The 24,656-nt window shown below is 72.3% G+C and carries 26 protein-coding genes; 8 read left to right on the top strand and 18 right to left on the bottom strand.

Annotation, left to right across the window (positions count from 1 at the left end; genetic code table 11):
• Positions 1-3: 3 nt before the first annotated feature.
• From ACFSHS_RS18065 to ACFSHS_RS18055, 3 genes are all read right to left on the bottom strand, one after another.
• Positions 4-1,047: an acetamidase/formamidase family protein gene (locus ACFSHS_RS18065; protein ID WP_376879056.1), complete on the bottom strand. Its 1,044-nt coding sequence runs from the start codon at positions 1,045-1,047 to the stop codon at positions 4-6.
• The gene (locus ACFSHS_RS18060; protein ID WP_376879053.1) at positions 1,044-2,498 is read right to left on the bottom strand and encodes an APC family permease; all 1,455 of its coding nucleotides are present in this window, start codon (positions 2,496-2,498) and stop codon (positions 1,044-1,046) included. The genes ACFSHS_RS18065 and ACFSHS_RS18060 overlap by 4 nt, the downstream gene beginning before the upstream one ends.
• A 95-nt stretch (positions 2,499-2,593) precedes the next feature.
• Positions 2,594-3,637, bottom strand: a complete 1,044-nt coding sequence (locus ACFSHS_RS18055; protein ID WP_376879051.1) for an ABC transporter substrate-binding protein — start codon at positions 3,635-3,637, stop codon at positions 2,594-2,596.
• 20 nt (positions 3,638-3,657) lie between these two features.
• Here ACFSHS_RS18055 and ACFSHS_RS18050 point away from each other — a divergent pair, with 20 nt between their 5' ends.
• Positions 3,658-4,113, top strand: a complete 456-nt coding sequence (locus tag ACFSHS_RS18050; RefSeq protein WP_376879049.1) for a MarR family winged helix-turn-helix transcriptional regulator — start codon at positions 3,658-3,660, stop codon at positions 4,111-4,113.
• Between the two features lie 24 nt (positions 4,114-4,137).
• Here ACFSHS_RS18050 and ACFSHS_RS18045 read toward each other — a convergent pair whose 3' ends face one another.
• The 6 genes from ACFSHS_RS18045 to arfA are packed head-to-tail and all read right to left on the bottom strand — an operon-like array spanning position 4,138 to position 10,945.
• Complete coding sequence (locus ACFSHS_RS18045) at positions 4,138-5,133, bottom strand: glycoside hydrolase family 43 protein (RefSeq protein ID WP_376879046.1); 996 nt, start codon at positions 5,131-5,133, stop codon at positions 4,138-4,140.
• Entirely contained in the window at positions 5,130-6,167 is a 1,038-nt protein-coding gene (locus ACFSHS_RS18040; RefSeq protein ID WP_376879044.1) for an aldose epimerase family protein, read from the bottom strand. The genes ACFSHS_RS18045 and ACFSHS_RS18040 overlap by 4 nt, the downstream gene beginning before the upstream one ends.
• On the bottom strand, positions 6,164-7,072 hold the full coding sequence (locus tag ACFSHS_RS18035; RefSeq protein WP_376879042.1) for a carbohydrate ABC transporter permease: 909 nt from the start codon (positions 7,070-7,072) through the stop codon (positions 6,164-6,166). The genes ACFSHS_RS18040 and ACFSHS_RS18035 overlap by 4 nt, the downstream gene beginning before the upstream one ends.
• A gap of 1 nt (position 7,073) precedes the next feature.
• A complete protein-coding gene (locus ACFSHS_RS18030; protein ID WP_376879040.1) occupies positions 7,074-8,075 on the bottom strand; it encodes a carbohydrate ABC transporter permease in 1,002 nt (333 codons plus the stop codon).
• Position 8,076: 1 nt separating this feature from the next.
• On the bottom strand, positions 8,077-9,387 hold the full coding sequence (locus tag ACFSHS_RS18025) for an ABC transporter substrate-binding protein (protein ID WP_376879038.1): 1,311 nt from the start codon (positions 9,385-9,387) through the stop codon (positions 8,077-8,079).
• Between the two features lie 43 nt (positions 9,388-9,430).
• Positions 9,431-10,945 (bottom strand): arabinosylfuranosidase ArfA, encoded by a 1,515-nt coding sequence (arfA, locus tag ACFSHS_RS18020; protein ID WP_376879035.1) that lies wholly within the window; start codon positions 10,943-10,945, stop codon positions 9,431-9,433.
• A gap of 162 nt (positions 10,946-11,107) precedes the next feature.
• Here arfA and ACFSHS_RS18015 point away from each other — a divergent pair, with 162 nt between their 5' ends.
• Both ACFSHS_RS18015 and ACFSHS_RS18010 read left to right on the top strand, forming a co-directional pair.
• Complete coding sequence (locus tag ACFSHS_RS18015; protein WP_376879032.1) at positions 11,108-12,193, top strand: LacI family DNA-binding transcriptional regulator; 1,086 nt, start codon at positions 11,108-11,110, stop codon at positions 12,191-12,193.
• Positions 12,194-12,288: 95 nt separating this feature from the next.
• Positions 12,289-13,116, top strand: coding sequence for a phytanoyl-CoA dioxygenase family protein (locus tag ACFSHS_RS18010; RefSeq protein ID WP_376879030.1), 828 nt, complete (start codon positions 12,289-12,291; stop codon positions 13,114-13,116).
• Between the two features lie 35 nt (positions 13,117-13,151).
• On the opposite strand, the gene ACFSHS_RS18005 is transcribed toward ACFSHS_RS18010, so the two are convergent.
• The 3 genes from ACFSHS_RS18005 to ACFSHS_RS17995 all read right to left on the bottom strand — a co-directional run bounded on the left by ACFSHS_RS18005 (position 13,152) and on the right by ACFSHS_RS17995 (position 14,941).
• Positions 13,152-13,937, bottom strand: coding sequence for an esterase/lipase family protein (locus ACFSHS_RS18005; protein ID WP_376879027.1), 786 nt, complete (start codon positions 13,935-13,937; stop codon positions 13,152-13,154).
• Positions 13,938-13,993: 56 nt separating this feature from the next.
• Complete coding sequence (locus ACFSHS_RS18000) at positions 13,994-14,299, bottom strand: hypothetical protein (protein ID WP_376879024.1); 306 nt, start codon at positions 14,297-14,299, stop codon at positions 13,994-13,996.
• A gap of 63 nt (positions 14,300-14,362) precedes the next feature.
• The gene (locus tag ACFSHS_RS17995; protein ID WP_376879021.1) at positions 14,363-14,941 is read right to left on the bottom strand and encodes a hemerythrin domain-containing protein; all 579 of its coding nucleotides are present in this window, start codon (positions 14,939-14,941) and stop codon (positions 14,363-14,365) included.
• 155 nt (positions 14,942-15,096) lie between these two features.
• On the opposite strand from ACFSHS_RS17995, the gene ACFSHS_RS17990 reads away from it, so the two are divergent.
• A complete protein-coding gene (locus tag ACFSHS_RS17990; RefSeq protein WP_376879019.1) occupies positions 15,097-15,342 on the top strand; it encodes a hypothetical protein in 246 nt (81 codons plus the stop codon).
• A gap of 28 nt (positions 15,343-15,370) precedes the next feature.
• Here the strand turns inward: ACFSHS_RS17990 and ACFSHS_RS17985 are convergent, their stop codons facing one another.
• Positions 15,371-16,555 carry an acyl-CoA dehydrogenase family protein gene (locus ACFSHS_RS17985; protein ID WP_376879017.1) on the bottom strand — a complete coding sequence of 395 codons (1,185 nt, stop codon included), beginning with the start codon at positions 16,553-16,555 and terminating at the stop codon, positions 15,371-15,373.
• Positions 16,556-16,714: 159 nt separating this feature from the next.
• Here ACFSHS_RS17985 and ACFSHS_RS17980 point away from each other — a divergent pair, with 159 nt between their 5' ends.
• The 3 genes from ACFSHS_RS17980 to ACFSHS_RS17970 all read left to right on the top strand — a co-directional run bounded on the left by ACFSHS_RS17980 (position 16,715) and on the right by ACFSHS_RS17970 (position 18,729).
• A complete protein-coding gene (locus ACFSHS_RS17980; protein ID WP_376879014.1) occupies positions 16,715-17,074 on the top strand; it encodes a universal stress protein in 360 nt (119 codons plus the stop codon).
• Entirely contained in the window at positions 17,071-17,625 is a 555-nt protein-coding gene (locus ACFSHS_RS17975; protein WP_376879012.1) for a universal stress protein, read from the top strand. The genes ACFSHS_RS17980 and ACFSHS_RS17975 overlap by 4 nt, the downstream gene beginning before the upstream one ends.
• Before the next feature lie 72 nt (positions 17,626-17,697).
• Entirely contained in the window at positions 17,698-18,729 is a 1,032-nt protein-coding gene (locus ACFSHS_RS17970) for an ion channel (protein ID WP_376879010.1), read from the top strand.
• A gap of 10 nt (positions 18,730-18,739) precedes the next feature.
• On the opposite strand, the gene ACFSHS_RS17965 is transcribed toward ACFSHS_RS17970, so the two are convergent.
• The 4 genes from ACFSHS_RS17965 to ACFSHS_RS17950 are packed head-to-tail and all read right to left on the bottom strand — an operon-like array spanning position 18,740 to position 22,763.
• Positions 18,740-19,939: a serine/threonine-protein kinase gene (locus ACFSHS_RS17965; protein WP_376879008.1), complete on the bottom strand. Its 1,200-nt coding sequence runs from the start codon at positions 19,937-19,939 to the stop codon at positions 18,740-18,742.
• Positions 19,940-19,965: 26 nt separating this feature from the next.
• Positions 19,966-20,094: a hypothetical protein gene (locus ACFSHS_RS17960; protein WP_376879005.1), complete on the bottom strand. Its 129-nt coding sequence runs from the start codon at positions 20,092-20,094 to the stop codon at positions 19,966-19,968.
• A 50-nt stretch (positions 20,095-20,144) separates the two neighbouring features.
• The gene (locus tag ACFSHS_RS17955) at positions 20,145-21,791 is read right to left on the bottom strand and encodes an AMP-binding protein (RefSeq protein WP_376879003.1); all 1,647 of its coding nucleotides are present in this window, start codon (positions 21,789-21,791) and stop codon (positions 20,145-20,147) included.
• A 6-nt stretch (positions 21,792-21,797) separates the two neighbouring features.
• A complete protein-coding gene (locus ACFSHS_RS17950) occupies positions 21,798-22,763 on the bottom strand; it encodes a cyclase family protein (protein WP_376879000.1) in 966 nt (321 codons plus the stop codon).
• Positions 22,764-22,903: 140 nt separating this feature from the next.
• Between ACFSHS_RS17950 and ACFSHS_RS17945 the strand changes: the two genes are divergently transcribed.
• A complete protein-coding gene (locus tag ACFSHS_RS17945) occupies positions 22,904-24,193 on the top strand; it encodes a hydroxyacid-oxoacid transhydrogenase (RefSeq protein ID WP_376878997.1) in 1,290 nt (429 codons plus the stop codon).
• Here the strand turns inward: ACFSHS_RS17945 and ACFSHS_RS17940 are convergent, their stop codons facing one another.
• Positions 24,194-24,610, bottom strand: coding sequence for a PaaI family thioesterase (locus ACFSHS_RS17940; protein WP_376878994.1), 417 nt, complete (start codon positions 24,608-24,610; stop codon positions 24,194-24,196).
• Positions 24,611-24,656: the final 46 nt, after the last annotated feature.

Genomic DNA, 24,656 nt, shown 5'->3' with positions numbered 1-24,656 from the left:
GGCTCAGCGCTGGGCGAGGTAGGCCGCGGCGGTCTCCCGCAGCCGGTCGTGCATCCCGTCGGCGACCACGGCGGCGGAGCCGAGGTGCTTCTTCGCCAGCTTCGCCACCATCGTGTAATTGGTGTCGACGACGTTGCCGGCCGGCGCGAGCCCCGCCTGGCTGACCAGCTGGTAGGCGTCGAGGGTGTCCCAGCCGGTCAGCTCGGCCGCCCAGGTGACGAGGTCGTGCTGGCTGACCCGGTAGGCGTCCTCGAGCGGGCGGGTCGAGCCCGTCGACATCAGGAAGTCGTCGCTCTCGATGCGCGGCCACGCCAGGGGTGCCGCCGGGCCGCCGCCCTTGATCAGGTCGACGACGACAACGGTGCGCATCGCGGCCTCCACGGCCGTGCCGCACACCTCGCCCTCGCCCTGCCGGCAGTGCCCGTCACCGATCGCGAGCAGCCCGCCGGGGACGTTCACGTTGAAGTAGGCCGTCGTCCCCGCACGCATCTCCGGGGTGTCCATGTTCCCGCCGTGCGCCCCCGGCGTGATGCTGGCGAAGACCTCGCCGGCGGCCGGGGCGACGCCGATCGTCCCGTGCATCGGGTCCAGCGGGAGCTCGACCTCCGGGCCGCCGCGGCGCGGCCGGAACAGGCAGGTGCCCCGCTCCCGGTCGACCTCGTAGACCCAGACCACCTCCTCCAGCGGGTCGTGCAGCATCGCCGTGTTGTGGGTCGCGGTGAGGGCGCCGAAGTGCGGGAACGTCGCGGACACCGCCCAGTCGCGCGCCGGCGCGATGTCGACCAGGTGCACGGCCAGGGTGTCGCCCGGCTCGGCCCCCTCCACGTGGATCGGCCCGGTCACCGGGTTGAGGTAGGGGAACTCGCACACCTGGCTGGGCAGGTCGGCGGCGCTGCGGACGCGGCCGCCGAAGCAGTCCTCGGTGGCCAGCTCGACGACGGTGCCCGGGCGCACCCGCACCAGCGGCTCGCCGCCGCCGCCGCCGAAGGTGTACCGGAGCTGGTCCTGCGCCGGTTCGACGGAGACGACCTCGAGGCTGACCGTCACAGGTTCTCCTCCGCCCGGAGCTCGGGCTTGCGGCCGGTGGCCAGCAGGAAGACCAGCAGCGCGACGCCGATGCCGAGCCACACGAAGCCGAGCTCCTGCGCGGCGACCTGCGCGTTGTAGACGACGTAGGCGAGGATCGCGAAGCCGATGACCGGCACGACCAGGTGCAGCCCCCAGTTCCGGCTCTTCCGCCGCACGATGAAGTGCCAGACGACGGACACGTGCAGCAGCAGGAACGCCGTCATCGCACCGAAGTTGACCAGCGTCGAGAGCAGGGTGATGCCGTCGTCCCGCTGGCTCATGTAGATGCCGAGCGCCAGGGAGATCACCGCGACCACGAGGGTGGCGTTGACGGGCACGCGGTGCTTCGGGTCCACCTTGGCGAGGATCGCCGGGAGCTGGCGGTCGCGAGCCATCGCGAACAGCAGCCGCGAGGTGGCGGCCTGGGCGACGAGGGAGTTGGCGAAGCCCCACGCGATCGCCGTCGCCACCGCGGTGAGGGTGGCCAGCCAGGCGCCGCCGGCGACCTCGGCCGCGTCGTAGAACGCCGTCCCCGCCGCGTCGCCCTCGGCGATCAGCGTGTCCGGGTCGGGCACGAGGAGGGCGGCGACCCACGTCTGGACGATGAACAGGGTCCCGGCCAGCACCAGGGCGGCGATCATCGACTTGCCCAGGGAGCGCGCGGCGTCCCGGTTCTCCTCGGCGAGCGTGGAGATGCCGTCGAAGCCGAGGAAGCTGAGGACGGCGATGGAGACGGCACCGAAGACCAGCTCGAGGGAGAAGGTGTCGCTGTTGTAGATCGGCGAGAAGTCGAAGCCGCGCCCCTCGCCGGACGCCAGGGCGACGACGCCGATGACCAGGAAGATCGCCAGCACGATCAGCTCACCGATCAGCATCAGCTTGTTGATGCGGGCGGTGAACTCGATGCCCATGTAGTTGACGACGGTGTTGAGGACGACGAAGCCGACCAGCCAGACCCACACCGGGATCGACGTCACGATCGAGTTCATCGCGATCGCGGCGATGAGGTAGAGCAGGCCGGGGACCAGCACGTAGTCGAGCAGGATCATCCAGCCGGCGATGAAGCCGACCGGCTGCGCGATGCCGCGGCCGGCGTACGTGTAGACCGAGCCGGCCATCGGGAAGGCGCGCGACATCTGCGAGTACGACGCCGCGGTGAACGCCATGGCCAGCATGCCGATCGCGTAGGCGAGGGCGACCATGCCGCCCGAGGCCTGGAAGACGCCGCCGAAGATGCCGAACGGCGCGATGGGGACCATGAAGACCAGCCCGTAGACCAGCAGGTCGGTGAAGCTCAGCGAGCGCTTCAGCTCCTGGCGGTAGCCGAACGCCTCGATGCCCGGTTCGGGCTCGCCGTGCGCGGGGATCGGGCCGCGGGCGGCGCCGGGCAGCGGCGCGGCCGGATCGTTGGTGGTGCGGGGCTCGCTCATGACGACTCCTGTGTCTCTGCCTCCGGCGCGCGGCCGGGCCGCGTGGAGACTAGAGGGAACTGCTTCCAGGTGGAAGTAACGATTCGGGTGAGGGGTCAGGCGGTGCGCATCCCGGTCAGCTCGCGGAAGCTCAGGCCGTCGGCCTGGGCCAGCCGCGGAGCCGACCGGTGGGAGCGGACCGGCCGGCCGCCGGCCAGGGCCGCGGCCAGCCGGACGCCGTCGTAGACCCCGCGGGCGTAGGCGCAGACGACGGGCGCCGCGGGACCCGACCGGCGCGCGTGCCGCTCCTGCAGGGCCAGCTGTCCCTCGTCCGCGCCGTCGTCGGCCGCGGCGAAGGAGGGCATGCAGGCGAACAACCCGCCGGTGGCGTCCCCGCCGAGCGCGTAGAGCCCGTTCTCCTCGAGCGCGCCGGAGAGCCGGACCACCCTTCGGTCCAGGCCGGCCCGGGTGAACTCCCGGTTGAACGCCACGAGGTCGCGGCCGACCAGGCTCAGCAGGACGGCGTCGGCGCGCGACCGCAGGACCAGGTCCAGCAGCGCTCCGGGATCGCCTGGGCCGAACGGCACCAGCGCCTCGCCGACGACCTCACCACCGACGTCGGCGAGCACCCGCTGGGCGGCGCGGTGCACCGCCCGCGGCCAGACATAGTCGGTGCCCAGGAGCACCCAGCGCCGGGCCCGGCGGTGCCGGACCAGCCAGGCCACGGCGGCGGCGTGCTGCTCGAGCGGGGAGGAGCCGATCCGGACCACCCCGGGGCGACGCCGGCCGCCTTCGTGCGGCGGGGTGAAGACGTAGCGGGCACCGGGGGGCAGCGCGTGCTCCAGGGCCCGGTGCACGTCGCTGGTGTGGAAGCCGACGAGCACGTCGAAGGCGCCGGCCCGGTGCAGCATCGCCGCGTCGGTGGCCACGACCTCCGGCGGGCGCCCGGAGTCGAGGGCGACCAGCTCGACCGGCCGGCCCGCAGAACCGCCCGCGGCGTTGACCTCGTCCGCGGCCAGCCCCGCGAGGTCCAGGGCCGACGGAGCGGTCATGGCCAGCGGGCCGGACAGGGGGACCGCCAGGCCGACACGGACCACGTCGGCACGCGGGCCGGTCAGCAGGACCTCCCACGGGTCCAGGAGTCCGGGCTGGCTGGTCACGACATGAGTATGGTGCGGCCATGGTGCCGGGCGCGGATGCTGCAGCCGAACCGCCCGTCCGGGTCACCGACGGCCTGGTGGAGCTGCTGACGGTCACGCAGCGGCGGGTGGCCCGGGGCGTCGCGACGGTCCTCGCCGAGGACGGCGCCACGCTCGACGGCTACCGCCTCCTCCGCTCGCTCGCCGGCGCCGACGGCCGGTCGATGGGGGAGCTGGTCGCGGCCCTGCACATGCCCGCGCCGACGCTGACGCGCCTGGTCGACGGCGCCGTCGACGCGGCCCTGGCCTACCGGCTGCCGGATGCGCGCGACGGCCGGAAGGTCGTCGTCCACCTGTCGGAGCTGGGCCGCGTGCGGCTCGCGCGGCTGGAGGCGCTCGTGGCCGCCCACGAGTCGGCGCTGGCCACGGCCGTGGGCCCGGATCGCGTCGCGGCACTCGTGCGGGCGCTCACCGAGCTGGCGGCCGTCGAGACCTGATCTCCGCATCGCCGCCGTCCCCGGTCAGCCGGGCCCGGGCGGCGCGACCACCGGCCGGCCGTCGTCCCACCTGAGGGCCAGTGCGTTCATGGCGCGGTAGGTCTCCCCGCCGTACCAGGAGTGGAACACCAGCCGGTCCCCGCCGTCGGGGGCGACGACGACGTCCTGGCCGCCCGGGCCGACGTACCGGCCGTCGGCGGCGTCCGTGCTGAACAGCGGCTCCTCGGCCTTGGTGTACGGCCCGGTCACCGCGTCGGCCGTCGCGTACCCGATGGCGTACCGCTCGCCGCGGTAGTCGTTGGCCGAGTACATCAGCACGTACCTCCCGTCCCGCTTCACCAGGGTGGGCGCCTCGACGAGGCTGCCCTCCCAGTCCTGGTCCTGCTTCACCAGCGGGGTCGACGGCCCGGCGAGCGTCAGCCCGTCGGGGCTCAGGGGAGCGATGGACAGCCAGGTGTCGAGGCCGCAGCAGTTGCCGTCGTTCTTCCAGAGCAGGTAGCGGGTGCCGTCGTCGTCGGTGAACGTGGACGCGTCGATGGCGCCGCCCTCGTCCGGCGGGCAGATCAGCATCGCGTCGCCGACGACCTGGAACGGGCCCTCCGGGGAGTCGGCCGTGGCCACCGCGATGCACTGCAGCGGCGGGCGGAAGTTGGTCGTCGTGGGGAACATGACGAACCGCCCGGGCGCGACCTCGGTGACCTCCGGGGCCCAGGTCTTCCCGGGGATGACCCACGAGGGCAGGTCGGGCAGCGCGTCGGCGTCCGACACGTCCCAGGACACCAGGTCGGTCGAGGTGGCCACCTGCACGTTGGTCGTCGCCGTGTTGGTCGCGTAGGCGTAGTAGGTGCCGTCGACCTCGAGGACGTCCGGGTCGGGGAAGTCCTCGTCGAGCACCGGGTTGCCGTCGGTCGCCGCCCCGGGCGGGGACGACGCAGCCGCGGTGCCGTCGCCGCCGGCTTCTCCGCCGCCGCACCCGGTCAGCAGGACCAGGACGAGGGCCGCTGCCCCGGCGCGCCTCACCGCGCACCGTCCGACGTGCCGAAGCGGAAGGTGGTCGTCGTGGCGTACTGCTCGCCGGGCCGCAGCACCGTGGAGGGGAACTCCGGCCGGTTGGGGGAGTCGCGCAGGTGCTGGGTCTCAAGGCAGAGACCGTCGCCCTGCCGGTAGGCGCGGCCGCCGCGCCCCAGCACGCTGCCGTCGAGGAAGTTGCCCGAGTAGAACTGCACGCCCGGCTGGTCGCTGACCACCTCCAGCACCCGGCCCGACGGCGGATCGCCCACCCGGGCGACCGACCGCGGGCCCCGGCCGTCGGGCAGCCACGCGTGGTCGTACCCGCGGGCGTGCTGCAGCTGCTCGGTGCCGTCGCGAAGCCGGTCCCCGATCCGCCGGGGAGAGCGGAAGTCCATCGGGGTGCCCTCGACCGGCTCGATGCCGGTCGGGATCAACCGGTCGTCGACGGCCACGAAGCGGGCGGCGGGGAGCTCCACCACGTGGTCCTCCACCGTCCCCCCGCCGGCGAGGTTCCAGTAGGCGTGGTTGGTGAGGTTCACGACGGTCGGCCGGTCGGTGACAGCGCCGTAGGTGAGCGTGAGGCCGTCGTCGCCGAGCACGTAGGTGACGGTGGCGGTGAGGGTGCCCGGGAAACCCATGTCGCCGTCGGGACTGGTCAGCGTCAGCTCGACTCCGCCCGGCACCTCCCGCGCCGACCACAGCCGGGTGTGGAAGCCCGCCGGCCCCCCGTGCAGGCACGAGGTGCCGTGGTTGCGCGGCAGCACGTGCTCCACGCCGTCGAGGAGGAACCGGCCGCCGGCGATGCGGTTGCCGAACCGGCCGACCACCGCCCCCACGTACGTCGTGTCGCGCAGGTAGCCGTCGAGGTCGTCGTACCCCAGCGCGATGTCGGCCCCCGAGCCCCGGGCGTCGGGGGTGCGGACCGACTGCAGGACCGCGCCGTAGGTGAGGACGGCGACCTCCACCGCACCCGCCTGCAGGACGTACCGCTCGACGTCCCGTCCGTCGGGGAGCGAGCCGAACGGCTCGCACCGCGGGCTCACCCCTTGAGCCCGGACCGCGACACGCCCTCGATGATGAACCGCTGCGCCGCCACGTACAGCGCCAGCACCGGCACGCTGGCCACCACCGCGCCGGCCATGAGCAGGTCGTAGCGGACGGCGTTGGCGGTCTGCAGCGTGGACAACCCCGCCGGCAGCGTCTGCGACTCGGGGCTGAAGAGCACGTAGACCGGCCAGAGGAAGTCGTTGTAGTTGGTGAGGAACGACAGCATGGCCAGCGTCACCAGCGCCGGCCGCGACAGCGGGAGCACGACCCGGAAGAAGATCTGCAGCCGGTTGGCGCCGTCGAGCCGTGCGGCCTCCTCCAGTTCCTTGGGCAGGCCCAGGAAGAACTGCCGCAGGAAGAAGACGCCGAAGGCCGACGCCGCCGTGGGGACGACGATCGCCAGCAGGGTGTCCAGCCAGTAGAGCTGCCCGACGATCAGGTAGTTCGGGATGATCAGGATGACGGGGGGCACGAACAGCGTCGCCACGATCGCCGCGAAGACGATCCGCTTGCCCCGGAACTCCATGCGGGCCAGGGGATAGGCGGCCAGCGCCGACGTCGCCACCACCAGCAGGGCGTGCAGGGCGGCGGCCAGCATGCTGTTGCCGAACCAGCGCAGCACCGGGGTCTGCGTGTCGGTCGCCAGGAGGCTGCCGTACGCGTCGGGGCTGAACGGGTTCGGGAACCAGGTCGGCGGCAGCGAGGCGGCGTCGGCCCGGGTCTTGAACGACGTCACCAGCATGAAGACCAGCGGGCTGACGAACAGCAGCGCCAGCAGGATCAGCAGGGCGTAGCGCACCGTCTTCCGGGCCACCAGGCGTGGCGGCGTCCGCGGCGCGGAGCGACCGGCCGAGGCCGGCGACGGCGCAGCGGCCGGGCGGGACTCCAGCGACGTCGACATGTCAGCCCCTTCCCTGCCGGAGCATCCACGGTGCCGCGCCCTTCGGCTTCTGGCGCTCCCGGAACAGCCAGAACACCAGGACGCTGAGGAGGACCAGGAACAGCGTGAGCACGTAGCTCATCGCCGCGGCACTGCCCATCTGGTAGTTGCGCAGGCCCGTCTCGGCGATCTGGTAGATCGCCGTCCGGGTCTCGGTACCGGGCGCGCCCTTGGTGATCAGGTACGACTGCCCGAACATGTTCGCCGAGGCGATGATCGTGGTCATCGTGACGAAGGAGAGCACCGGTTTGAGCCCCGGCAGCGTCACGTTGAGGAGCTGCTGCCACCGGCTGGCCCCGTCCATCTCCGCCGCCTCGTACAGCTCCTTCGGGATGTCCTGCAGGCCCGCCAGGTAGATGACGGCATTGAAGCCGAGGGTCCACCAGACGGTGACGCCGACGAGGGCGAACCAGGCCGCCGGCGTCGACGTCGTCCACGCGGTGTCGTCGGGGAGGCCCAGCAGGCCGAGGTAGTAGTTGACCGGCCCGATGTTGCTGTCCAGCAGGTAGCGCCACAGCACGGTGACCACCGCGACGCCCAGCACGTACGGGGCGAAGTACACGGCCCGGAAGAGGTTCCGGCCCGGGAACTTCCGGTTCATGGTCAGCGCGATGACCAGCGGCACGACCAGCAGGAGCGGAACGCTGAACACCGTGAAGATCGCGGTGGCCCGCATCGAGTTCCAGAAGGCGTCGAAGGTCAGCGAGTCGGGCGTGACCAGGTCGGTGTAGTTCTCGAGGCCGACGAACGGCTTGTTCGGGAGCGTGTAGTCGTAGCGGTGCAGGCTGATCCAGAAGCCGTAGGCGATCGGAGCGACCACGAAGGCCAGGAAGAGCACCAGGTACGGCGCCAGGAACAGCCAGGGTGTGAAGCCGGCGCCCTGCACGTCCCGCCGTCGCGGCGCCCGGCCGCGGCGGGCGTCGGACACGCTGTCGCTGCTGGGCGCCGTGACGGTGGTGGCCATGTCAGTCCCCGAACGACTCTCGGTTGCGTTCCATCAGCTCGTTGGCCTTGTCGGCCGCCGATGCGAGGGCCTCCTCCGGGGGCTCCTCCCCGAGGACACCGTTGGCGACGGCCGGCTCGAGCGCCTCGGCCTGCACGCCTCCGAGGCCGGGGACCGGCGGCAGGAAGCGCATGTTCTCGATCTGCTCGGCGATGACCGCCTGCGGCGCGTCGGCGAGGGCGCCGCCCTCGCGCTCGGACTGCCGGGCCGGGATCATCCCGGAGCCCGCCCAGTCACCGGAGTGCTCGCTCATCCAGGCGATGAAGACCCGGCCGGCCTGCGCCTTGTTCTCGTCCTCGGCCGCCTGGCGGCTGAGGAAGAAGTGGTGCGAGTTGGCCCAGACGGCCTCCTCCTCGCCGATCGTCGGCAGGGGCGCGATGCCGAACGGCACGTTGTTCTCCTGGAGGTCGTTGAGCTGCCAGATGCCGTCCCAGGTGATCGACGTCTCGCCGTTCTTGAAGGCGACGTACTGCGCGTCGATGGCCACGTTGGGCGGGCTGAAGCCCTGGTCGACGATCGACCGCTGCCAGGTGAGCGCGTCGACGCCGGCCTGCGAGTCGTACGTCGCCTCGGTGCCGTCCTCGCCGTAGGGCGGCTCACCGTTCTGCCAGCTCAGCGTCAGGAAGATGAGGTGGCTGGGCCACAGCGAGGGCATCCAGAAGGGGGTCTGGAAGCCCGCTGCCTGCAGCTTGCCCAGGGCGTCCATGAACGAGGCCTCGTCGGTCGGCGGCTCGGTGATGCCCGCCTGCTGGAAGTGCTCGGTGTTGTAGTACATCGCGAGCGAGTGCACGTCGAGGGGGATGCCGTAGCGCGCGCCCTCGTAGATGCCGGCGTCCCAGATCTCGGCCGTGAAGTCCTCCTCCGAGAGACCGATGCCCTCGGCGAGGTCGTCGAGCGGGACGATGATGTTGCGGGCGGCGTGCGTGGCCAGCTGGTCGAGGTGCATCACGCCGACGTCCGGCCCCTGGCCGGCCTGCACGGCGGCGGGCACGCGCTGGTAGAAGTCGGCCCACTGGATGGTGTTCGACTCGACCGTGATGTTGTCGTGCTCCTCGTTGAACTGGTCGACGAGGTCCTGCATGAACGGCCCGTCACCGCCGGTGAAGCCGTTCCAGTACGAGAGCGTCACCTCCGGCCCGTCGTACTCACCGGTGAACTCCCCGGTCTCGGCCGTCGACGGGCCACCGGGTCCCTGGCCCCCTCCGCACCCGGAGAGCACCAGGGCGCTCGTGAGGCTCGCAGCGACCGCTGCGGTCCAGGAGATTCGTCTCATCTGTCTGCTCCCTGTCGTCGGACGGTGGGTGAGAGCTGTCGGTTCAACGGGTCGGGGCGGGGGCGAGCCGGAGGACGTTCCACGACGCGGGGGGCAGGCCGACGGTGAGACGTCCCCCGTCGAGCCGGGCGCCCTCGCCGCGACGGGGGCTGACCCGGTCGGGGTGGTCGGCGGTGTTGCGGGCCTGCAGGTCGTCGTCGGCGAGCACGGAGTGCTCGGCCACCTGCAGAGGGCCGAAGCCGCGCAGGTCGGCGGTCAGGGGCAACGTCTCCGTCGTGCTGCGGTTGACGGCGAAGACGCACAGGTCGCCGGTGTCCTCGTCGTAGGTGGCCGTGGAGTGCAGCACCGGTACCTCGCCGAACCTCGCCGTGGCGTACAGCGGCGAGTCAGCCAGCGTGCGCAGCACCCGCCCTCGGGCGAGCCGCGCGGCCTGGGTGAAGGGGTAGAAGATCGTCTGGCGCCACGCGCGCCCACCCGGCTCGGTGAGGATGGGCGCGATGATGTTGACCAGTTGTGCCTGACAGGCGATCGCGACGCGGTCGGCGTGGTTGAGCAGCGAGATCAAGTAGCTGCCGACGACGACCGCGTCGACGACGGTGTAGTTGTCCTCGATGAGCGGCTGGGCGTAGCGCCAGTCGAGGTTGGTCTGGCCGACGAAGCGCTCCTGGTACCAGACGTTCCACTCGTCGAAGGCCAGCCGCAGCTTCTTGCGTTGCCGCAACCGCGCTCCCACGTGGTCCGCGGTGGCGATGACGGCGTCGATGAACATGTCCATGTCGGTCGCCGTCGCGAGGAAGCTGTCGACGTCGTCCCCGTGCTGCTCGTAGTAGGCGTGCAGCGAGATGTAGTCGACGACGCCGTAGGTGTGCTCGAGCACCGTCGCCTCCCAGGAGGCGAACGTCGACATCCCGCTGTTCGAGCTGCCGACCGCCACGAGCTCGATCGAGGGGTCGACCAGCCGCATCGCCTTCCCCGTCTCGGCCGCCAGCCGCCCGTACTCGTGCGCAGTCTTCTGGCCGACCTGCCACGGGCCGTCGAGCTCGTTGCCCAGGCACCACAGCTTGATGCCGTGCGGGTCCTTGGCCCCGTGGGACCGGCGGAGGTCGGAGAAGTACGTGTCGCCGGGGTGGTTGGTGTACTCGAGGAGGTCGCAGGCCTCCTGGACCCCCCGGGTGCCGAGGTTCACGGCCATCATCGGCTCGACCCCCGCGGCGTGGGCCCAGTGCATGAACTCGTTGAGGCCGAAGGTGTTCGGCTCGAGGGCCCGCCAGGCGAGGTCGAGCCGCGCGGGGCGGTCCTCCACCGGGCCGACGCCGTCCTCCCACCGGTAGCCCGAGACGAAGTTGCCGCCGGGGTAGCGCACCACGGTGGGCCCGAGCTCGCGCACCAGCTCCAGCACGTCGCCCCGGAGACCCGAGTCATCGGCGGTGGGGTGGCCGGGCTCGAAGATGCCCGTGTAGACGCAACGCCCCATGTGCTCCACGAACGAGCCGAAGAGCCGGCGGTCGACCTCGGCCAGGACGAAGCGGGGGTCGAGGACGAGCGAGGATCCGTTCATGTGCAGCGAGCCGTCCGGGGTGTCGAAGAGGGTTTCGGAAGGTCGGCAACGGGGTGTGCATCGTTGTACACGGTGCCTGTGACCTGCGCCACAGCGGCGTTATCCACCGGTGACCGAAGGCCGAAGCCGTCACCCGTATCGGTTGCCCGCTACCTTTTCCTGGTGGCGACCAGCTCTCCCGGTGAACGGGTCAGCCTCAAGCACGTGGCTGCCCGGGCCGGAGTGTCGGTGAAGACCGTCTCCAACGTGGTCAACGGCTACCAGCACGTCACCGCGGAGACCCGCGCCCGCGTCCAGCAGGCCATCGACGAGCTGCACTACCGGCCGAACCTCGCCGCCCGGAACCTGCGCCGGGGCCGTTCCAACGTCATCGCCCTGGCCCTGCCCGAGCTCGACCTGCCCTACTTCGCCGAGCTGGCGCGCTCGGTCATCAAGGCGGCCGAGGAGGTCGGCTGGACGGTGCTCATCGACCAGACCGACGGCCTGGTCGAACGCGAGCAACTGGTGCTCGACGGCATCCGGGGGCGCCTGATCGACGGCCTCATCTTCAGCCCGATCACGCTCGGGGCGGCCGACCTGGAACGGCGCCGCGACACCACCCCGCTGGTCCTCCTCGGCGAGCGGGTCTACGACGGTCCGGCTGACCACGTGTCCATCGACAACCTGGCGGCCGCGCAGGTGGCCACCGGGCACCTGGTCGAGCTGGGACGGCGGCGCATCGCCGCGATCGGCGATCAGCCGCGGCCCACCTCCCAGACGGCCCACCTGCGGCTCAGGGGTCACCTCCAGGCCCTGGCTCGGGCGGGGTTGCCGGCGCCGCCCGAGCTGGTGTGCCCGGTGGAGCGCTACCACCGTGCCGACGGCGCCGCGGCCATGCACCGGCTCCTCGACCTGCCCGAGCCGCCGGACGCGGTGTTCTGCTTCAACGACCTGCTGGCCCTGGGGGCCCTGCGCGCCCTGCACGAACGGGGTGTGCGGGTGCCCGACGACGTCGCCGTCGTCGGCTGGGACGACGTGGAGGACGGCCGGTACAGCACTCCGACGCTCACCACTATCAGCCCCGACAAGCAGCAGATCGCGTCCCTGGCCGTGGAGTTCCTGGCCACGCAGTTGGAGTCGATGCAGCTGGAGTCCAAGCAACTGGAGTCCGAGCAGCTGGAGTCCGAGGGGCGGGGCGTCCCCCGCGAGGTGACCGCGGACTTCGGCCTCGCCGTCCGCGAGAGCACGGTCGGGGCCCGGGCCGGCTGAGCGCAGGACGGCTCGGCGCCGGGCTGGCTCCGGCTCGCGGCCGGTTCTAACGTTGGAAAACCGCGGCAGGCAGGCAGGCGACGAAGGAGTCCCGCATGACGACCACCGCCGACACCATCGACCGTGCGGCGATCGAGCACGCGCTCATGACCGACGGCATCACGGCCCTCACGGGCGCGTTCCGCACCGAGTGGGCCGACCGCATGCGGGAGGACATCGAAGCCGCCTTCGAGGAGGCGATCGACCGCGAGGGCGGCGCCGTGGGCCGCGGGCCCAACCGCTACTACGTCGAGATCCACCCCGAGCAGCTGCGCGGCTTCCTCGACATCGTCTCCCACCCCTGGTTCAGGGCGGTGTGCGAGACCGCCCTGGGGCCCGACTACCAGGTGCTCGAGCTCGGCTTCGACATCCCGTTCGCCGGCGCGCAGAACCAGCCCTGGCACCGCGACTTCCCCTCGCCGCCGGAGACCTACGAGGGCCACCGGCTCACCTCGCTGGCCTTCAACCTGACCGCGGTCGACACGACCGAGGACATGGGCCCCTTCGAGATCGCGCCCGGGACCCAGTGGGAGCCCGGGCTCGACTTCGACCACGGCATGTTCCCGCCGCGCGAGTACTGGCCGCGGTACGAGGCGATCGCCCAGCGGAAGCTGCCCCGCCGGGGCGACATGTCGGCCCGGTCGGCCCTCACTCTGCACCGCGGCACGGCCAACCGCTCGCAGCTGTCCCGGCCGGTCCTGGTGGTCGGCGTCGACGCGCCGGGCGCGGGTCACGACGCCTTCCACGACATGGCCATGACGCGGACCTACTACGACAGCATCCCGGAGGACGTGCGCGCGCACCTGCTCGGCCGCGTGGTGGACGAGCTGGAGCCGATCGTGCAGCGGCACACCATCGAGGGCCTGGTGATGGGCGAGCCGTGACCCGGCCCGGGCGCCGGACCCGGTGACGGGCCGGCTCAGTCCTCCGGCGGGAACAGCGCGCCGAGACCGAAGCGGGTGGGCCGCTCGAAGGGACGCCAGTCGTGGCGTGGCTGGGCCAGCCGGTCGGCCACGACCCACAGGACGGCGGGGTCGTGGCCCATCCCCAGGTGACTGCTGCGGACGGCGACGTTCTCGCTGATCGGCCCGGGCTCCTGACGGCAGGCCCGCCAGTCCACGACCCCGTCCCAGGTCGAGTACACCGCGGTGCTCGGCACCTGCAGCGGCCGAGCGGGCGAGGTCGGGGTGGCGTGCACGCGCCGGCCGCCGGGTGCCGGCCGTCGGTGCACGCGGGCGCCGAGGCCGTCGCCGAGGGGCCGGTCGGCGAGGGCGAACGGCGAGCCGAGGGAGATGACCTGCCGGACCTGGCGGGGGGCGCGGCGGGCCAGCCGGCGCCCGTAGATGCCGCCGAGGCTCCAGCCGACGATGCTCACCGACGTCGCGTGCTCGCGGGCCAGCCGGTCGACCAGCAGCGGCAGCTCGGTGAGGACCTCCTCGGTGGGTCCGCGGTTGCGGCCCAGGGCCCAGCCGACGACGGGATAGCCGAGTCGCCGCAGCCATCCGCGGAGCACCCGGGTGGACAGGTCGGACGCCAGGAGGCCCGGCAGCACGAGCACCGGGTGCGGCTCGCCGCGCGGCGCGAACCGCAGCAGGGGCAGCCCGGCGGCCATGGCGCCGGCGCTGACCAGCGTGCGCGCGGGCTCGGTGGCGGCGAGGACCACGGCGCGGCGGCGGGCCGCACGGGGATCGGGGCGGAGGTCCATGACCGGCTCATGCCCGGGAGCGACCGGGGCCAGTCGGTCCGGCCCCTGCGCCCGACTCAGTCGACGGCGGGCGGCAGCAGCGGGGGCGCGAACACCTCGTCGATGGGGCGCGGACCCACGTACTGGCGGCAGGTGCAGGGCACCCAGCTGACGCCGGCCCAGCGACCGCGCTTGTCGTAGTTGTCGCGACGCAGCTCGGCGTAGCAGGTGTGCGTCTCGCGGTCGTGCTGGCTCAGGGTGTGTCCGCACCCGCACAGCGGTGTCACCGGTGGGGGAGGAGCGGTCCGGCGGCGACCGAGCCGCCCGGCGAGGAATCCGGCGGCGAGCAGCGCACCACCCACCAGCAGACTGACCGGATCCATGCCCGCGCTCCCTCCGATCGGCGTCCTACGAAGGTAACGCGCCCGCGCCGGTCCGGTGGTGGGTCAGTCGCTCTTCTTCCCCCGCCCGCTGACGGCGTCGCGGAGGTGGTCGAGCAGGCTGGCCACCGGCCCCACCGCCAGCCGGACGCCGGCGTCGTTGGGAGTCATGGGGTGCGGACGGGTCGGGCCCAGCTTCTTCACGGTCTCGACCATGCCGGCCATCTCCACCAGCTCGTCGTGCGTGAAGTTGGCCCGCAGCTCCGTGAACATGCGGCCCTCCTCGTGCTCGACGTGGTGGCGGATCTCCCGGATGAGCTCGGCCACCGCGTCGTCGAACTGCGGATCGCCGGGGTCCATGCGCTCCAGCCGCTTCATCGTCTCCTCGGCCTCGGCGTGCTCCTCTTTCGAGTGCTCGGCCTCGTCCTTGTCGATCTTCTTCTCCACGCGCGGGTACACCTGGGTCTCCTCGGCGACCGAGTGCTTGACGAGGCCGATCGTGACCTCGTCCACCAGTTCCCGCTTGCGCTCGAGGTCGCCGGGTGCGCTGCGACCCCGCAGTCCTTCGAGCTCGGTGAAGATCCGGTCGAACTCCCGGTGGTCCGCGGAGAGCAGGTCGACCACGTCGCGCTGGGTCTCGGTCATGGGAACTCCTCGTCGCTGGAGGGACCTGGGTGGGCCCTCTTTTCCCCTCCCGGGCCCGTGCCACACCCAACCAGCCGCCGACGTCCGGATTCGCTCGATCTGGGCGATTGACCTGCTGTTATCCGGGGAACAGGTCCGATGTGGACACGTATGCCGTGGGTTTCGCCCGACCCGATCGCTGGTCACGGGGGCGGCCGGCGGAGCAGCACCACCCCTGGCACGCCGTCGAGGCGCACCGCCCCCCGACCGAGCTCGACGGCGAGGTGGAGCTCGCCGTCTGCGGCGCGATCGTCCAGGTCTGGGGTTCGCAGAAGTGGGAGCGCGTCGGCCGCGGCCGGACCGCCTGCCCCGACTGCCAGCGCATCACCGCCGTCGCCAGACCCCTGACGTCGGCGCGCTGACGCCGGGGGCGGGTGGCCGGGCGGGTGGTCAGCGGGCCGGCTTGCGCCCGCTGATGGCCGACAGGCCGGTGATCTCCCGGCCGACGATGAGCGCCTGCACCGAGTCGGTGCCCTCGAACGTGAAGACCGCCTCCATGTCGGCGTGGTGCCGGGCGACGTGGTTCTCCAGCAGGATGCCGTCGCCGCCGAGGATGTCGCGGGCGTCCGCGACGATGGCGCGGGCCTTCGCGGCGTGGTTCATCTTGGCCAAGGACGCCATCGCCGCGGTCATGCGGCCGGAGTCGGCGAGCTTCGACAGCCGCCAGCACATCAGCTGCATCGAGGTGATCTCGGCCAGCATCCGGGCCAGCTTGTCCTGCACGAGCTGGTAGCCGGCGATGGGCTGGCCGAACTGCTCCCGCCGGAGCGCGTGCGCCAGCGCGAGCTCGTAGGACGCCGTCGCCAGCCCCAGCGCGCGCCAGGCGACGGTGTAGCGGGTGCGGTCGAGCACCCGGGAGACGTCTTTGAAGGAGTGGCACTCGGCGAGCCGGTTCTCCGCCGGCACCCGGACGTCGTCCAGCGTGATCTCGGCCTGCCACACCGCCCGGAGCGCGGTCTTGCCGGTCATCACGGTGGCCCGGTAGCCCGGCGTTCCCTTCTCGACGACGTAACCGCCGACCGCGCCGTCCTCACCGCGCGCCCAGATGAGCACGTAGTCGGCGATGGAGCCGTTGCCGATCCACTTCTTCTGCCCGTTCAGGACGAACGCGTCCCCGTCCCGGCGGGCGGAGGTTTCCAGCCCGACGGCGTCCGAGCCGTGCCTGGGCTCGGTGAGGCCGAACGCGCCGATCTTCTCCAGCCGGGCCATCTCCGGCAGCCAGCGTTCCCGCTGCTCCTCGCTGCCGAGCATCGCGATCGACTGCATGGCGAGAAAGCTGTGCACGCCGTTGAAGGTGCCGACGCTGCCGTCGGCGCGGGCGAGCTCCGCGGCGACCAGTCCCGCGGAGACGTTGCTCATCCCGGGGCAGCCGTACCCCTCGATGGTGCCGCCGGCGATCCCGAGCTCGGCGATCTTCGGCACCAGCGCGAAGGGGAATTCGGCCCGCTCCCAGTACTCGTTGACCGTCGGCGTCACCTCCTTCTCGCAGAAGGCCCGGACCCGGTCGCGGATCTCGATCTCCTCGGGGGCGAGCAGCTCCTCGAGGGCGTAGAAGTCGGGGCTCAGATCGCTCACGTGCCGGACGTTACGACCCGCGGCGGCATGCTGCTCGGCGCGCGTACCGTGCTCTGCCCCTACGCATCCGCCTCTCCCCCGCGGGACGCGGGAACGACACGTCCGGCGATGTCGCCGCCCCCCTTGTCGGAGGGAGGGCGACGGGAGCACGCTTCCAGCATGGCCACGGGCGCCGGTGGCGCGCCGGTCGACGCAGCCGACCGGCCACTCGTGCTCGTCGACGTGCGGCCGTCGGCATGCGGCTACCAGGCACTGGTCTGGGCGCTGCGGGAGGCCGAGCGCCGCGACGCCGAGCTGCTCGCGGTGACCGTGTGGGCCGGTGACCCCGCCCAGCCCGACGAGGGTCGGGCCGAGATGGAGCAGGCTCTCGCGGCCATGGTGGAGCGGGCCGTCGCCGAGACGGGTGTGCACGGCCGCACCCGGATCGCGGCGGTCACGTCGCCGGTGACCGTGGCCGACGTGGCAGCCCGGACGGGAGCCGAGCTGCTGGTGGTGGGTTCGGAGGAGGTGGCGTCATGACCGGGCAGACCGATCCGCTCGGCGACGACGTGCGGTCCCGCGGGCCGCGGGTCGTCGTCGGCATCGACTATTCGACCGGGGCGCGGGCCGCGCTGCTGTTCGGGCTGCAGGACGCGGTACGGCGGGGCGTCCCCGTCGAGGCGGTGACGGCGTACCGGCCGCCGGAGAACTGGCTGGACTTCGACGCGGTCGCCCCGTACGACCCCGAGGAGCCGCGGAAGGCGGCGCTCGACCGGTTGCGGGAGTTCGTGTCCGGCGTCGTGGCCGAGGGGCCGCAGCCGCCACCGGAGGTGCGCCTGCGCGCCGTCATGGGAGCGCCCGCCGACGTGCTCATCGGCGAGTCGCAGGGCGCGGACCTCCTGGTGGTCGGCAGCCGTGGGCACGGCGGCTTCGCGAGCATGCTGCTCGGGTCGGTGAGCATGCAGTGCGCCCTGCACGCCTCCTGCCCGGTGACCGTCGTCCACTCGCCGGAGGCCCATCGCGAGCGGATCCACCTGCGCCGCGGTCGGCACTCCGGCGGCGCTCAGCGGGAGGGCACACCGGTCGGCTGACCGGGTCCGGCTCCCGCGCCGGCCGGGCGGGCGGTAGCTTGCGCTGTCCGTCCGGACGACGGAGGAGTGCCGGTGCCGTTCCTGTTCCACCGCCTGTCGCGGTTCCTGCGACTGCGCCTGCGGGGATGGCGGCTGCCGCTGGCCGTGGCCGTCGCCGTGTTCCTCACCAGCTGGCTGGCGATGGCGCTGGTGGAGCCGGCCGGGAGCGACATCGCCGCGCCGGGGACCTACTGGTGGTACTTCCTCGTCACCTCGGCGACCGTCGGGTACGGCGACGTGTTCCCGGTGTCGACGGCGGGGCGGGTCGTCGGCACCTACGTGATCGTCGGCGGCATCGTCACGCTCACGCTCCTGTTCACCCAGCTGGCCGGTGCCCTGCAGTCGATCCGGGGCCGGCGACTGAGAGGTGTGGTTCCCCTGGACCTGTCCGACCACGTCGTCCTGCTCGGCTACTGGCCGGGCCGCACCGAGCGCATCGTCGCGGAGCTGACGGCGGAGGGCCGGGTCCAGGTGGCGCTCTGCGCCTGGGGCGACGTGCCGGAGAACCCGATGCCCGACCGGCCGTCCGTGCACTTCGTGCGAGGGGACCTGGCGCACGAGGACGTGATGACGCGGGCGTGCGTGGCGCGGGCCCGGACCGCGGTGATCGACGGGCGCGACGACAACGAGACGCTCGCGATCGCCGTGGCGGTCGACCACGCCAATCCCGACATCCACCTGGTGGCCGCGGTCCGCGACCTGGGCCGCCGGGAGAACCTCCGCTACGTCAACCCGGGTGTGCAGGCCGTGCAGTGGCACATGCCCTTCCTGCTCTCCGAGGAGGCCAGCGACCCGGGCATCACCCAGGTCTACAACGACCTGATGAGCGCCGGCGGCCACGGGAACACCTACTCGATGCGGGTTCCGGCCGGCTTTCCGCATGCCACCTTCGGCGACTGCCAGACGTACTTCGGCCGCACGTTCGGCGCCACCCTGCTGGCGGTCCGGGGCGCGGACGGACTGGTCGTCAGCCCGCCGTGGGAGACCCCCGTGCCGGAGGGGACGACGCTGTACTACGTGGCCGGACGCCGCATCGACGCCGAGCGCGCGGCCGTCGGTCGCTGAGCCGGGGCGCTCAGAACACGCCGAGGACGTAGGCCAGGCCGACGGCGGCTCCGATCAGCAGCAGCGTCACCACGAGCACGGTCATGAGCACCGGGACGACGACCCACCGCCGCTTGAACCGCCGGCGCCGGGGCGGCGGAGCGGGATTCCGCGGCGACCGTCCCGCCCGCGCGCGGGGGTCGTGGGTCTTGCGCTCGCGGCGGCGCTCGGCGAGCACGTCGCGGGCGTCGCGGGCGACGGAACCGAGCAGCGCCCGGGAGGCGGACGCCAGTCTGCGGAGGTCCTCGGCGTCGATCCGTTCCATCGAGTGCCCGCGCACGCCGCCGGGCGGCGGGGGAGGGGGTGGCGGCGCGGACGGGGGGCGGGGCGGCTCGGGGACGGCGCCGGACGCGACGGCCAGCAGCTGCTGCCGCGCCTGCTCGGCCGTCGTCCGCTGTGCCGGGTCCTTGGTGAGCAGCCCGCGCAGGACCGGCTCCAGTGGGCCCGCGCGGAGCATCGGGGCGGGATGCTCGGCGACGACGGCGAGGAGGGTGGCCATCGCGTCGCCGCGGTCGAAGGGCAGCCGTCCCTCGACCGCCGTGTAGAGGGTCACGCCGAGGGACCACAGGTCGACCGGTGGCCGGGGCTCGTCGCCGTGGGCGCGCTCGGGCGCCATGTAGGACGGCGACCCGATGAGCGTTCCCTCGGTGGTCAGGCTGGAGTCACCGGTGGTGGTGGCGATGCCGAAGTCGGTGAGACGGGCGTGCCCGTCGCGCTCGACGAGCACGTTGGCCGGCTTGACGTCGCGGTGCACGATCCCGGCCTGATGCGCGGCGTCGAGGGCAGCCAGCACGTCGAGGCCGATGCGGGTCACGGCGGCGACGGGCAAGGGCCCGTCGTTCTCGAGGATGTCCTGCAGGCTCCGGGCGGCGACGTGCTCCATGACCAGCCACGGCTTGCCCGCCTCCTCGACGACGTCGTAGACCGTCGTCACGCAGGGGTGCTCGAGCCGCGCGGCGGCGCGGGCCTCGCGCAGCGTGCGCTCGCGCAGGATGCGGCGCTCCTCGTCGCTGAGATGGACGGAGAAGGTCACCTCCTTGAGCGCGACCTGCCGGTCGAGGACCCGGTCGGTTGCCAGCCACACCGTGCCCATGCCGCCGCGGCCGATCACGCTCCGGAGCGCATAGCGACCCGCCACGACGCGGGTCCGGGGACCGGTGTCCGCAGTCATGGGCGTGAGTTACCCCGCCCGGTCCGCTACGACCCCTCGCCCGGCTCCGGCGTCGGCGGCTCGCTCTGGGCCTCGAGGTCGGCGGCCAGCTCGGGCGTCTCCTGCTCGAGGGCGATGTCGCGGGGCTGTGGGTCGTCGGGCGCCGGTGTCGTCATGCGGGCAGCGTCCCGCAGGACGGGGACGCCCGCCCGCCGGACGATGCCGGCTACCCCCGCAGCTCCCGGCGCAGGATCTTGCCCGTGACGGTCTTGGGCAGCTCGTCGATCAGCTCGACGCTGCGCGGGTACTTGTAGGCGGCCATGCGCTCCTTGCAGTGCGCGATCAGCTCCTCGGGCGTGACGCTGGCCCCCGGCTTCAGGCTCACGAAGGCCTTCACGGTCTCGCCGCGCTTCTCGTCAGGGACGCCCACGACCGCCGACTCGCGGACCGCCGGGTGCTCGGCCAGGACGTCCTCGACCTCCCGCGGCCACACCTTGTAGCCCGACGCGTTGATCATGTCCTTCTTGCGGTCGACGATGAAGACCCATCCTTCGGGGTTCATGAAGCCGACATCGCCGCTCCTGAGCGCGCCACCGGGCAGGTTGGCGGCCGTCTCCTCGGGCTTGCCCCAGTAGCCGGCGACCACCTGCGGCCCGTCGGCGACGATCTCGCCGACCTCGCCGAGGGGGACGTCCTTCCCGTCGTCGTCCTGGATGCGCACGATGGTGTTCGGCGCCGGCACGCCCACCGACAGGGCACCGGACGTGGGGTCCACCGGCGACGGCGACCCGAACGGGGTGAGCGTCATGGGGGAGGTCGTCTCGGTGAGGCCGTAGGCGTTGTGGACCTGCTTGCCGGTGGCCTTCCGGAAGTTCTGCTCCGCGGTCGGCGAGATCGCGGCTCCGCCGGAGTAGATCGACGTGAACGACGCGAAGTGGTCCGTGGTGAACCCGGGTGCGTTCAGCAGGGCACTGAACGCGGTGATCGCCCCGATGGTGAACGCCGGCCGGTGCTCGAGGAACGCGTCCAGGACCACCTGCGGCTCGAACCGGTAGGCGAGCACCAGGGGAGCGGGCACCAGCATGCTGACCGCGATGTGCCCGATCAGACCGGTGATGTGGAACAGCGGCGCGATCCCGAAGATGGCGCCGTCGCGGCCGGCGTGCACCCAGTCGCGGTAGACCTGAGCGGTGAACACCACGTTCCGGTGGGTGTTCATGGCGCCCTTCGGCACGCCGGTGGTCCCGGAGGTGTAGGTCAGGAACGCGACGTCGTCGGGGCCCAGCTGCGTCCGCGGCGGCGCCTGGCCGCGGTGCTCGGCGACGAACTCGCCGAAGTCCGTCGTCCCTTCGTGCCGCTGCCGCGCCGTGCCGGCGAACAGCCGTTCGTCGTTGCGGGTCTGGAACTCCAGCTCGCTGGTCGTGAGCACCAGCCGGACGTCGGTGTCGGGGACGACGTCCCGCGCGACCTGGTCGTAGAGCGACTCCAGGGCGACCAGCACCGTCGCCCCGGAGTCCTTCAGCAGGTAGGACAGCTCCCGCGCCCGGCTCATGGGGTTGATCGACACCATGACGCCGCCGGCCTTCCAGACCCCCACCATCGCGATGACGAACTGCGGCACGTTCTGGAGGTAGACGGCCAGCCGGTCGCCGGGGGAGAACCCGTTGGCGAGCAGGCCGCCGGCCAGCCCGTCGCTGAGCTCGTCGAGCTCCTGTCGGCTGATGACGCCGTCGAAGTACCGCAGTGCGTCGCCCGAGGGATCCCGGGCCAGGCCGGCACGGAACATGCTCAGCGCGTCGCCGAACTCGATGTCGTAGTCCGCGGGCTGGTCGCCGTAGAGGGCCAGCCAGGGGCGGTCGTCGTAGTCGCTCACGAGGTCCTACTTGATGGCCACGGGGTTGACCGGTGCGCCGCTGCCCTTGGCCACCTTCAGCGGCGCGGCCACGTAGAGGAACTCGTACTTCCCGTCCTCGGCGCAGTCGGCGGCGAGCTGCTCCAGGTCGGCGATCTCGGTGAGGGTGACCCCGAGGTTGCGCATCAGGGCGTTGTGCAGCACCAGGGCGACGCCGTTGTTCGGGTCGATGGTGACCTCGTTGGCGATGGTGTCGGTGACCAGGTTGGGGATCTCCATGTCCTGGAACCACCGCACGAGCTCGGGGCTGTAGACCAGGCCCGGCTCGTTGAAGCCCTCGTAGAAGGCCTCGCCCTGCTGGAAGAACAGCGACAGGAAATTGGTCCGGATGACCAGGACGTCGCGCGGCCGGATCTCCACGCCCTGCGCCTGCGCGCAGGCCAGGAGGTCCTCGTGGGTGAAGGTCTCGCCCTTGTCCAGGGTCTCCTTGCCGCGGAAGCGGGCCATGTCCAGCAGGACGCCGCGGCCGACGACGCCGCGCTGCGCGATCGGCTCGACGCTCGCCTTCTCCAGGCCCCCGATGGTGGTGCGGGCGTCGTAGCCGTTCCAGAGCTTCCCGCCGTACCAGACGTGCCCCAGGCCGTCGTACTGCGTGGATCCCTGGAGGAAGGCGTTGATCTTGTCGTCGGCGTAGTGGAGACCGCCCGGGTACTGCGGGGCGTCGGGGGAGTCCCAGGTCGACTCGTCGAGGATCTGGGTCCGCTCGGCGGGTGTCCGGCCGGGCCAGACGGGGTCGCCCTTCGGGTCGCCGATCAGCCGCTGCAGGGTGAAGACCTTGCCCGAGGTCACCAGCTGGGCGGCCGCCAGCACCTGTTCCGGGCCCAGGTAGTTCAGCGCCCCCACCTCGTCGTCCGGGCCCCACTTGCCCCAGTTGGTGGGCGAGTCGGCGAGCAGGTCGTCGAGGGCGGGAGCGGTGGGGGGCGCGTCGGTCACTGGGGCCTCCTGGGCTGGGAGTCGTCCGGTCGCGGTCGGGCGGCGACGGTGCCGCCGAGTCTTCCGCCGGTGTGGTGCTGATCACAAGCTCGTGCAACATTCGCTGCAACCCCGTCGCACCGGTCGCAGAGAGGGACGCCATGAGCACCGCCTTCCCCGCCAACCCCGAATCCGTGTTCACCTATGGGGCGCCGCTGCTGAAGTTCGGGAGCGGAGCCTCCGACGAGATCGGCTTCGACCTCAGCCGGTACGGCGTCCGGCGCGTGCTCGTGATCACCGACGCGGGCCTCGCGGCCACCGGCATCCCGCAGCGCGTGGCCGACCAGATGGGCCAGTTCGGCATCGACGCCCACGTGTACGACGGCGTGCACGTGGAGCCGACCGACGTCAGCCTGGTCGCCGCGATCGACGAGGCGCGCTCCACTGGGCCGTGGGACGCCTACGTCGCCGTGGGCGGCGGCTCCAGCATCGACACGGCCAAGGCGATCAACCTGCTCACCACCAATCCCGGCGAGCTCATGGACTACGTCAACGTGCCGGTCGGCAAGGGCCAGGCGCCGTCGCAGCAGCTGAAGCCGCTCGTCGCCGTCCCGACCACGACGGGCACCGGCTCGGAGAGCACCACGATCTGCGTCATGGACGTGATTGCGGCGCGGGTGAAGACGGGGATCAGCCACGCGTGGCTGCGCCCGACCCTGGCCGTGATAGACCCCGACCTCACGCACACCCAGCCACCCGGGGTCACTGCCGCGTCGGGCATGGACATCCTGTGCCACGCGCTGGAGAGCTACACCGCCCGCTGGTACACCAGCTACGAGCGCAAGACCCCCGACCAGCGGGTCCCGTACTGCGGGTCCAACCCGATCTCGGACATGTGGGCGGAGAAGTCGCTGACCCTCCTGGCTGGCTCGTTCCGCCGGGCGGTCCGGCACGGCGACGACGCGCAGGCGCGCGCCGACATGTCGATGGCCGCGACGTTCGCCGGCATGGGGTTCGGCAACGCGGGAGTGCACATCCCGCACGCGAACGCCTATCCGATCGCCGGGCAGGTGAAGGACTTCCACCCGAAGGACTACCCGGCCGACGAGCCGATGGTGCCGCACGGGATGTCGGTGGCGCTGACCGCGCCGGAGGCCTTCCGGTTCACCTTCGAGGCATCCCCGGAGCGGCACGTCCGCGCGGCGCAGCTGCTCGCCCCCAACGCCGGCCTGCCGACGGAGCCCGCCGAGTTCCTGCCGCTGGTCCTCGCGGACCTGATGCGCGACATCGACATCCCCAACGGGGTGGGGGCGGTCGGCTTCGGCGAGGAGGACATCCCCGACCTGGTCGAGGGGGCGATGAAGCAGCAGCGCCTGCTGGCCACCAGTCCGCGGGAGGTCACCGAGGACGACCTCGCGGGGATCTTCCGGCGGTCGATGTCGCTGTGGTGATCAGGGGAGCTGCACGACGCTCTTGGTGACCTGTGCCGCGGCGACCACCACGCCGTCCACGCTGGCCTCCGACCGCAGGAAGGCGACGGCCCGGCCGCGGCGCAGCACCGAACCGGTGATGTCCACCCGCTTCCCGGCGGCGACCGGGCGCAGCAGCGACACCGACATGTCGTGCGTGACCGCGTGCTCGCCGTCGCCGAGGTGGGGAAGCAGCGCGAGGAAGCCGGCGACGTCGAGCAGCGTGTAGACGACGCCGGCGTGCAGCAGCTCGGCCTGGTTCTGCGCCGGCGCATCGACGGGGAACCAGACGCCCGCCGGCGGGTCGGCCGGGTCGCGCAGCCGCATGCCGAGGAACCGGTGGAGAGGGATGTCGAGCACGGCCTGCACGCGGGCGGCGAGCACGCTGTCGGAGGGCACCGGGGCCACCTCTCGTCGGGGGACCCCGGGAGCCTCGCATGCCCGC

Source organism: Blastococcus deserti (genome assembly GCF_042682525.1).
GTDB lineage: Bacteria > Actinomycetota > Actinomycetes > Mycobacteriales > Geodermatophilaceae > Blastococcus_B > Blastococcus_B deserti.
Note: the sequence above shows the minus strand (reverse complement) of the source record. Positions and strands in the feature narration are given on the sequence as shown.

Bases quoted from the DNA above. Each gene is read 5' to 3' on its own strand.
- ACFSHS_RS18060 (WP_376879053.1), bottom strand. From the start codon at position 2,498: ATGAGCGAGCCCCGCACCACCAACGATCCGGCCGCGCCGCTGCCCGGC.
- ACFSHS_RS18050 (WP_376879049.1), top strand. From the start codon at position 3,658: ATGGTGCCGGGCGCGGATGCTGCAGCCGAACCGCCCGTCCGGGTCACC.
- ACFSHS_RS18035 (WP_376879042.1), bottom strand. From the start codon at position 7,072: ATGTCGACGTCGCTGGAGTCCCGCCCGGCCGCTGCGCCGTCGCCGGCC.
- ACFSHS_RS18030 (WP_376879040.1), bottom strand. From the start codon at position 8,075: ATGGCCACCACCGTCACGGCGCCCAGCAGCGACAGCGTGTCCGACGCC.
- ACFSHS_RS18025 (WP_376879038.1), bottom strand. From the start codon at position 9,387: ATGAGACGAATCTCCTGGACCGCAGCGGTCGCTGCGAGCCTCACGAGC.
- arfA (WP_376879035.1), bottom strand. From the start codon at position 10,945: ATGAACGGATCCTCGCTCGTCCTCGACCCCCGCTTCGTCCTGGCCGAG.
- ACFSHS_RS18010 (WP_376879030.1), top strand. From the start codon at position 12,289: ATGACGACCACCGCCGACACCATCGACCGTGCGGCGATCGAGCACGCG.
- ACFSHS_RS18005 (WP_376879027.1), bottom strand. From the start codon at position 13,937: ATGGACCTCCGCCCCGATCCCCGTGCGGCCCGCCGCCGCGCCGTGGTC.
- ACFSHS_RS18000 (WP_376879024.1), bottom strand. From the start codon at position 14,299: ATGGATCCGGTCAGTCTGCTGGTGGGTGGTGCGCTGCTCGCCGCCGGA.
- ACFSHS_RS17995 (WP_376879021.1), bottom strand. From the start codon at position 14,941: ATGACCGAGACCCAGCGCGACGTGGTCGACCTGCTCTCCGCGGACCAC.
- ACFSHS_RS17980 (WP_376879014.1), top strand. From the start codon at position 16,715: ATGGCCACGGGCGCCGGTGGCGCGCCGGTCGACGCAGCCGACCGGCCA.
- ACFSHS_RS17975 (WP_376879012.1), top strand. From the start codon at position 17,071: ATGACCGGGCAGACCGATCCGCTCGGCGACGACGTGCGGTCCCGCGGG.
- ACFSHS_RS17965 (WP_376879008.1), bottom strand. From the start codon at position 19,939: ATGACTGCGGACACCGGTCCCCGGACCCGCGTCGTGGCGGGTCGCTAT.
- ACFSHS_RS17960 (WP_376879005.1), bottom strand. From the start codon at position 20,094: ATGACGACACCGGCGCCCGACGACCCACAGCCCCGCGACATCGCCCTC.
- ACFSHS_RS17945 (WP_376878997.1), top strand. From the start codon at position 22,904: ATGAGCACCGCCTTCCCCGCCAACCCCGAATCCGTGTTCACCTATGGG.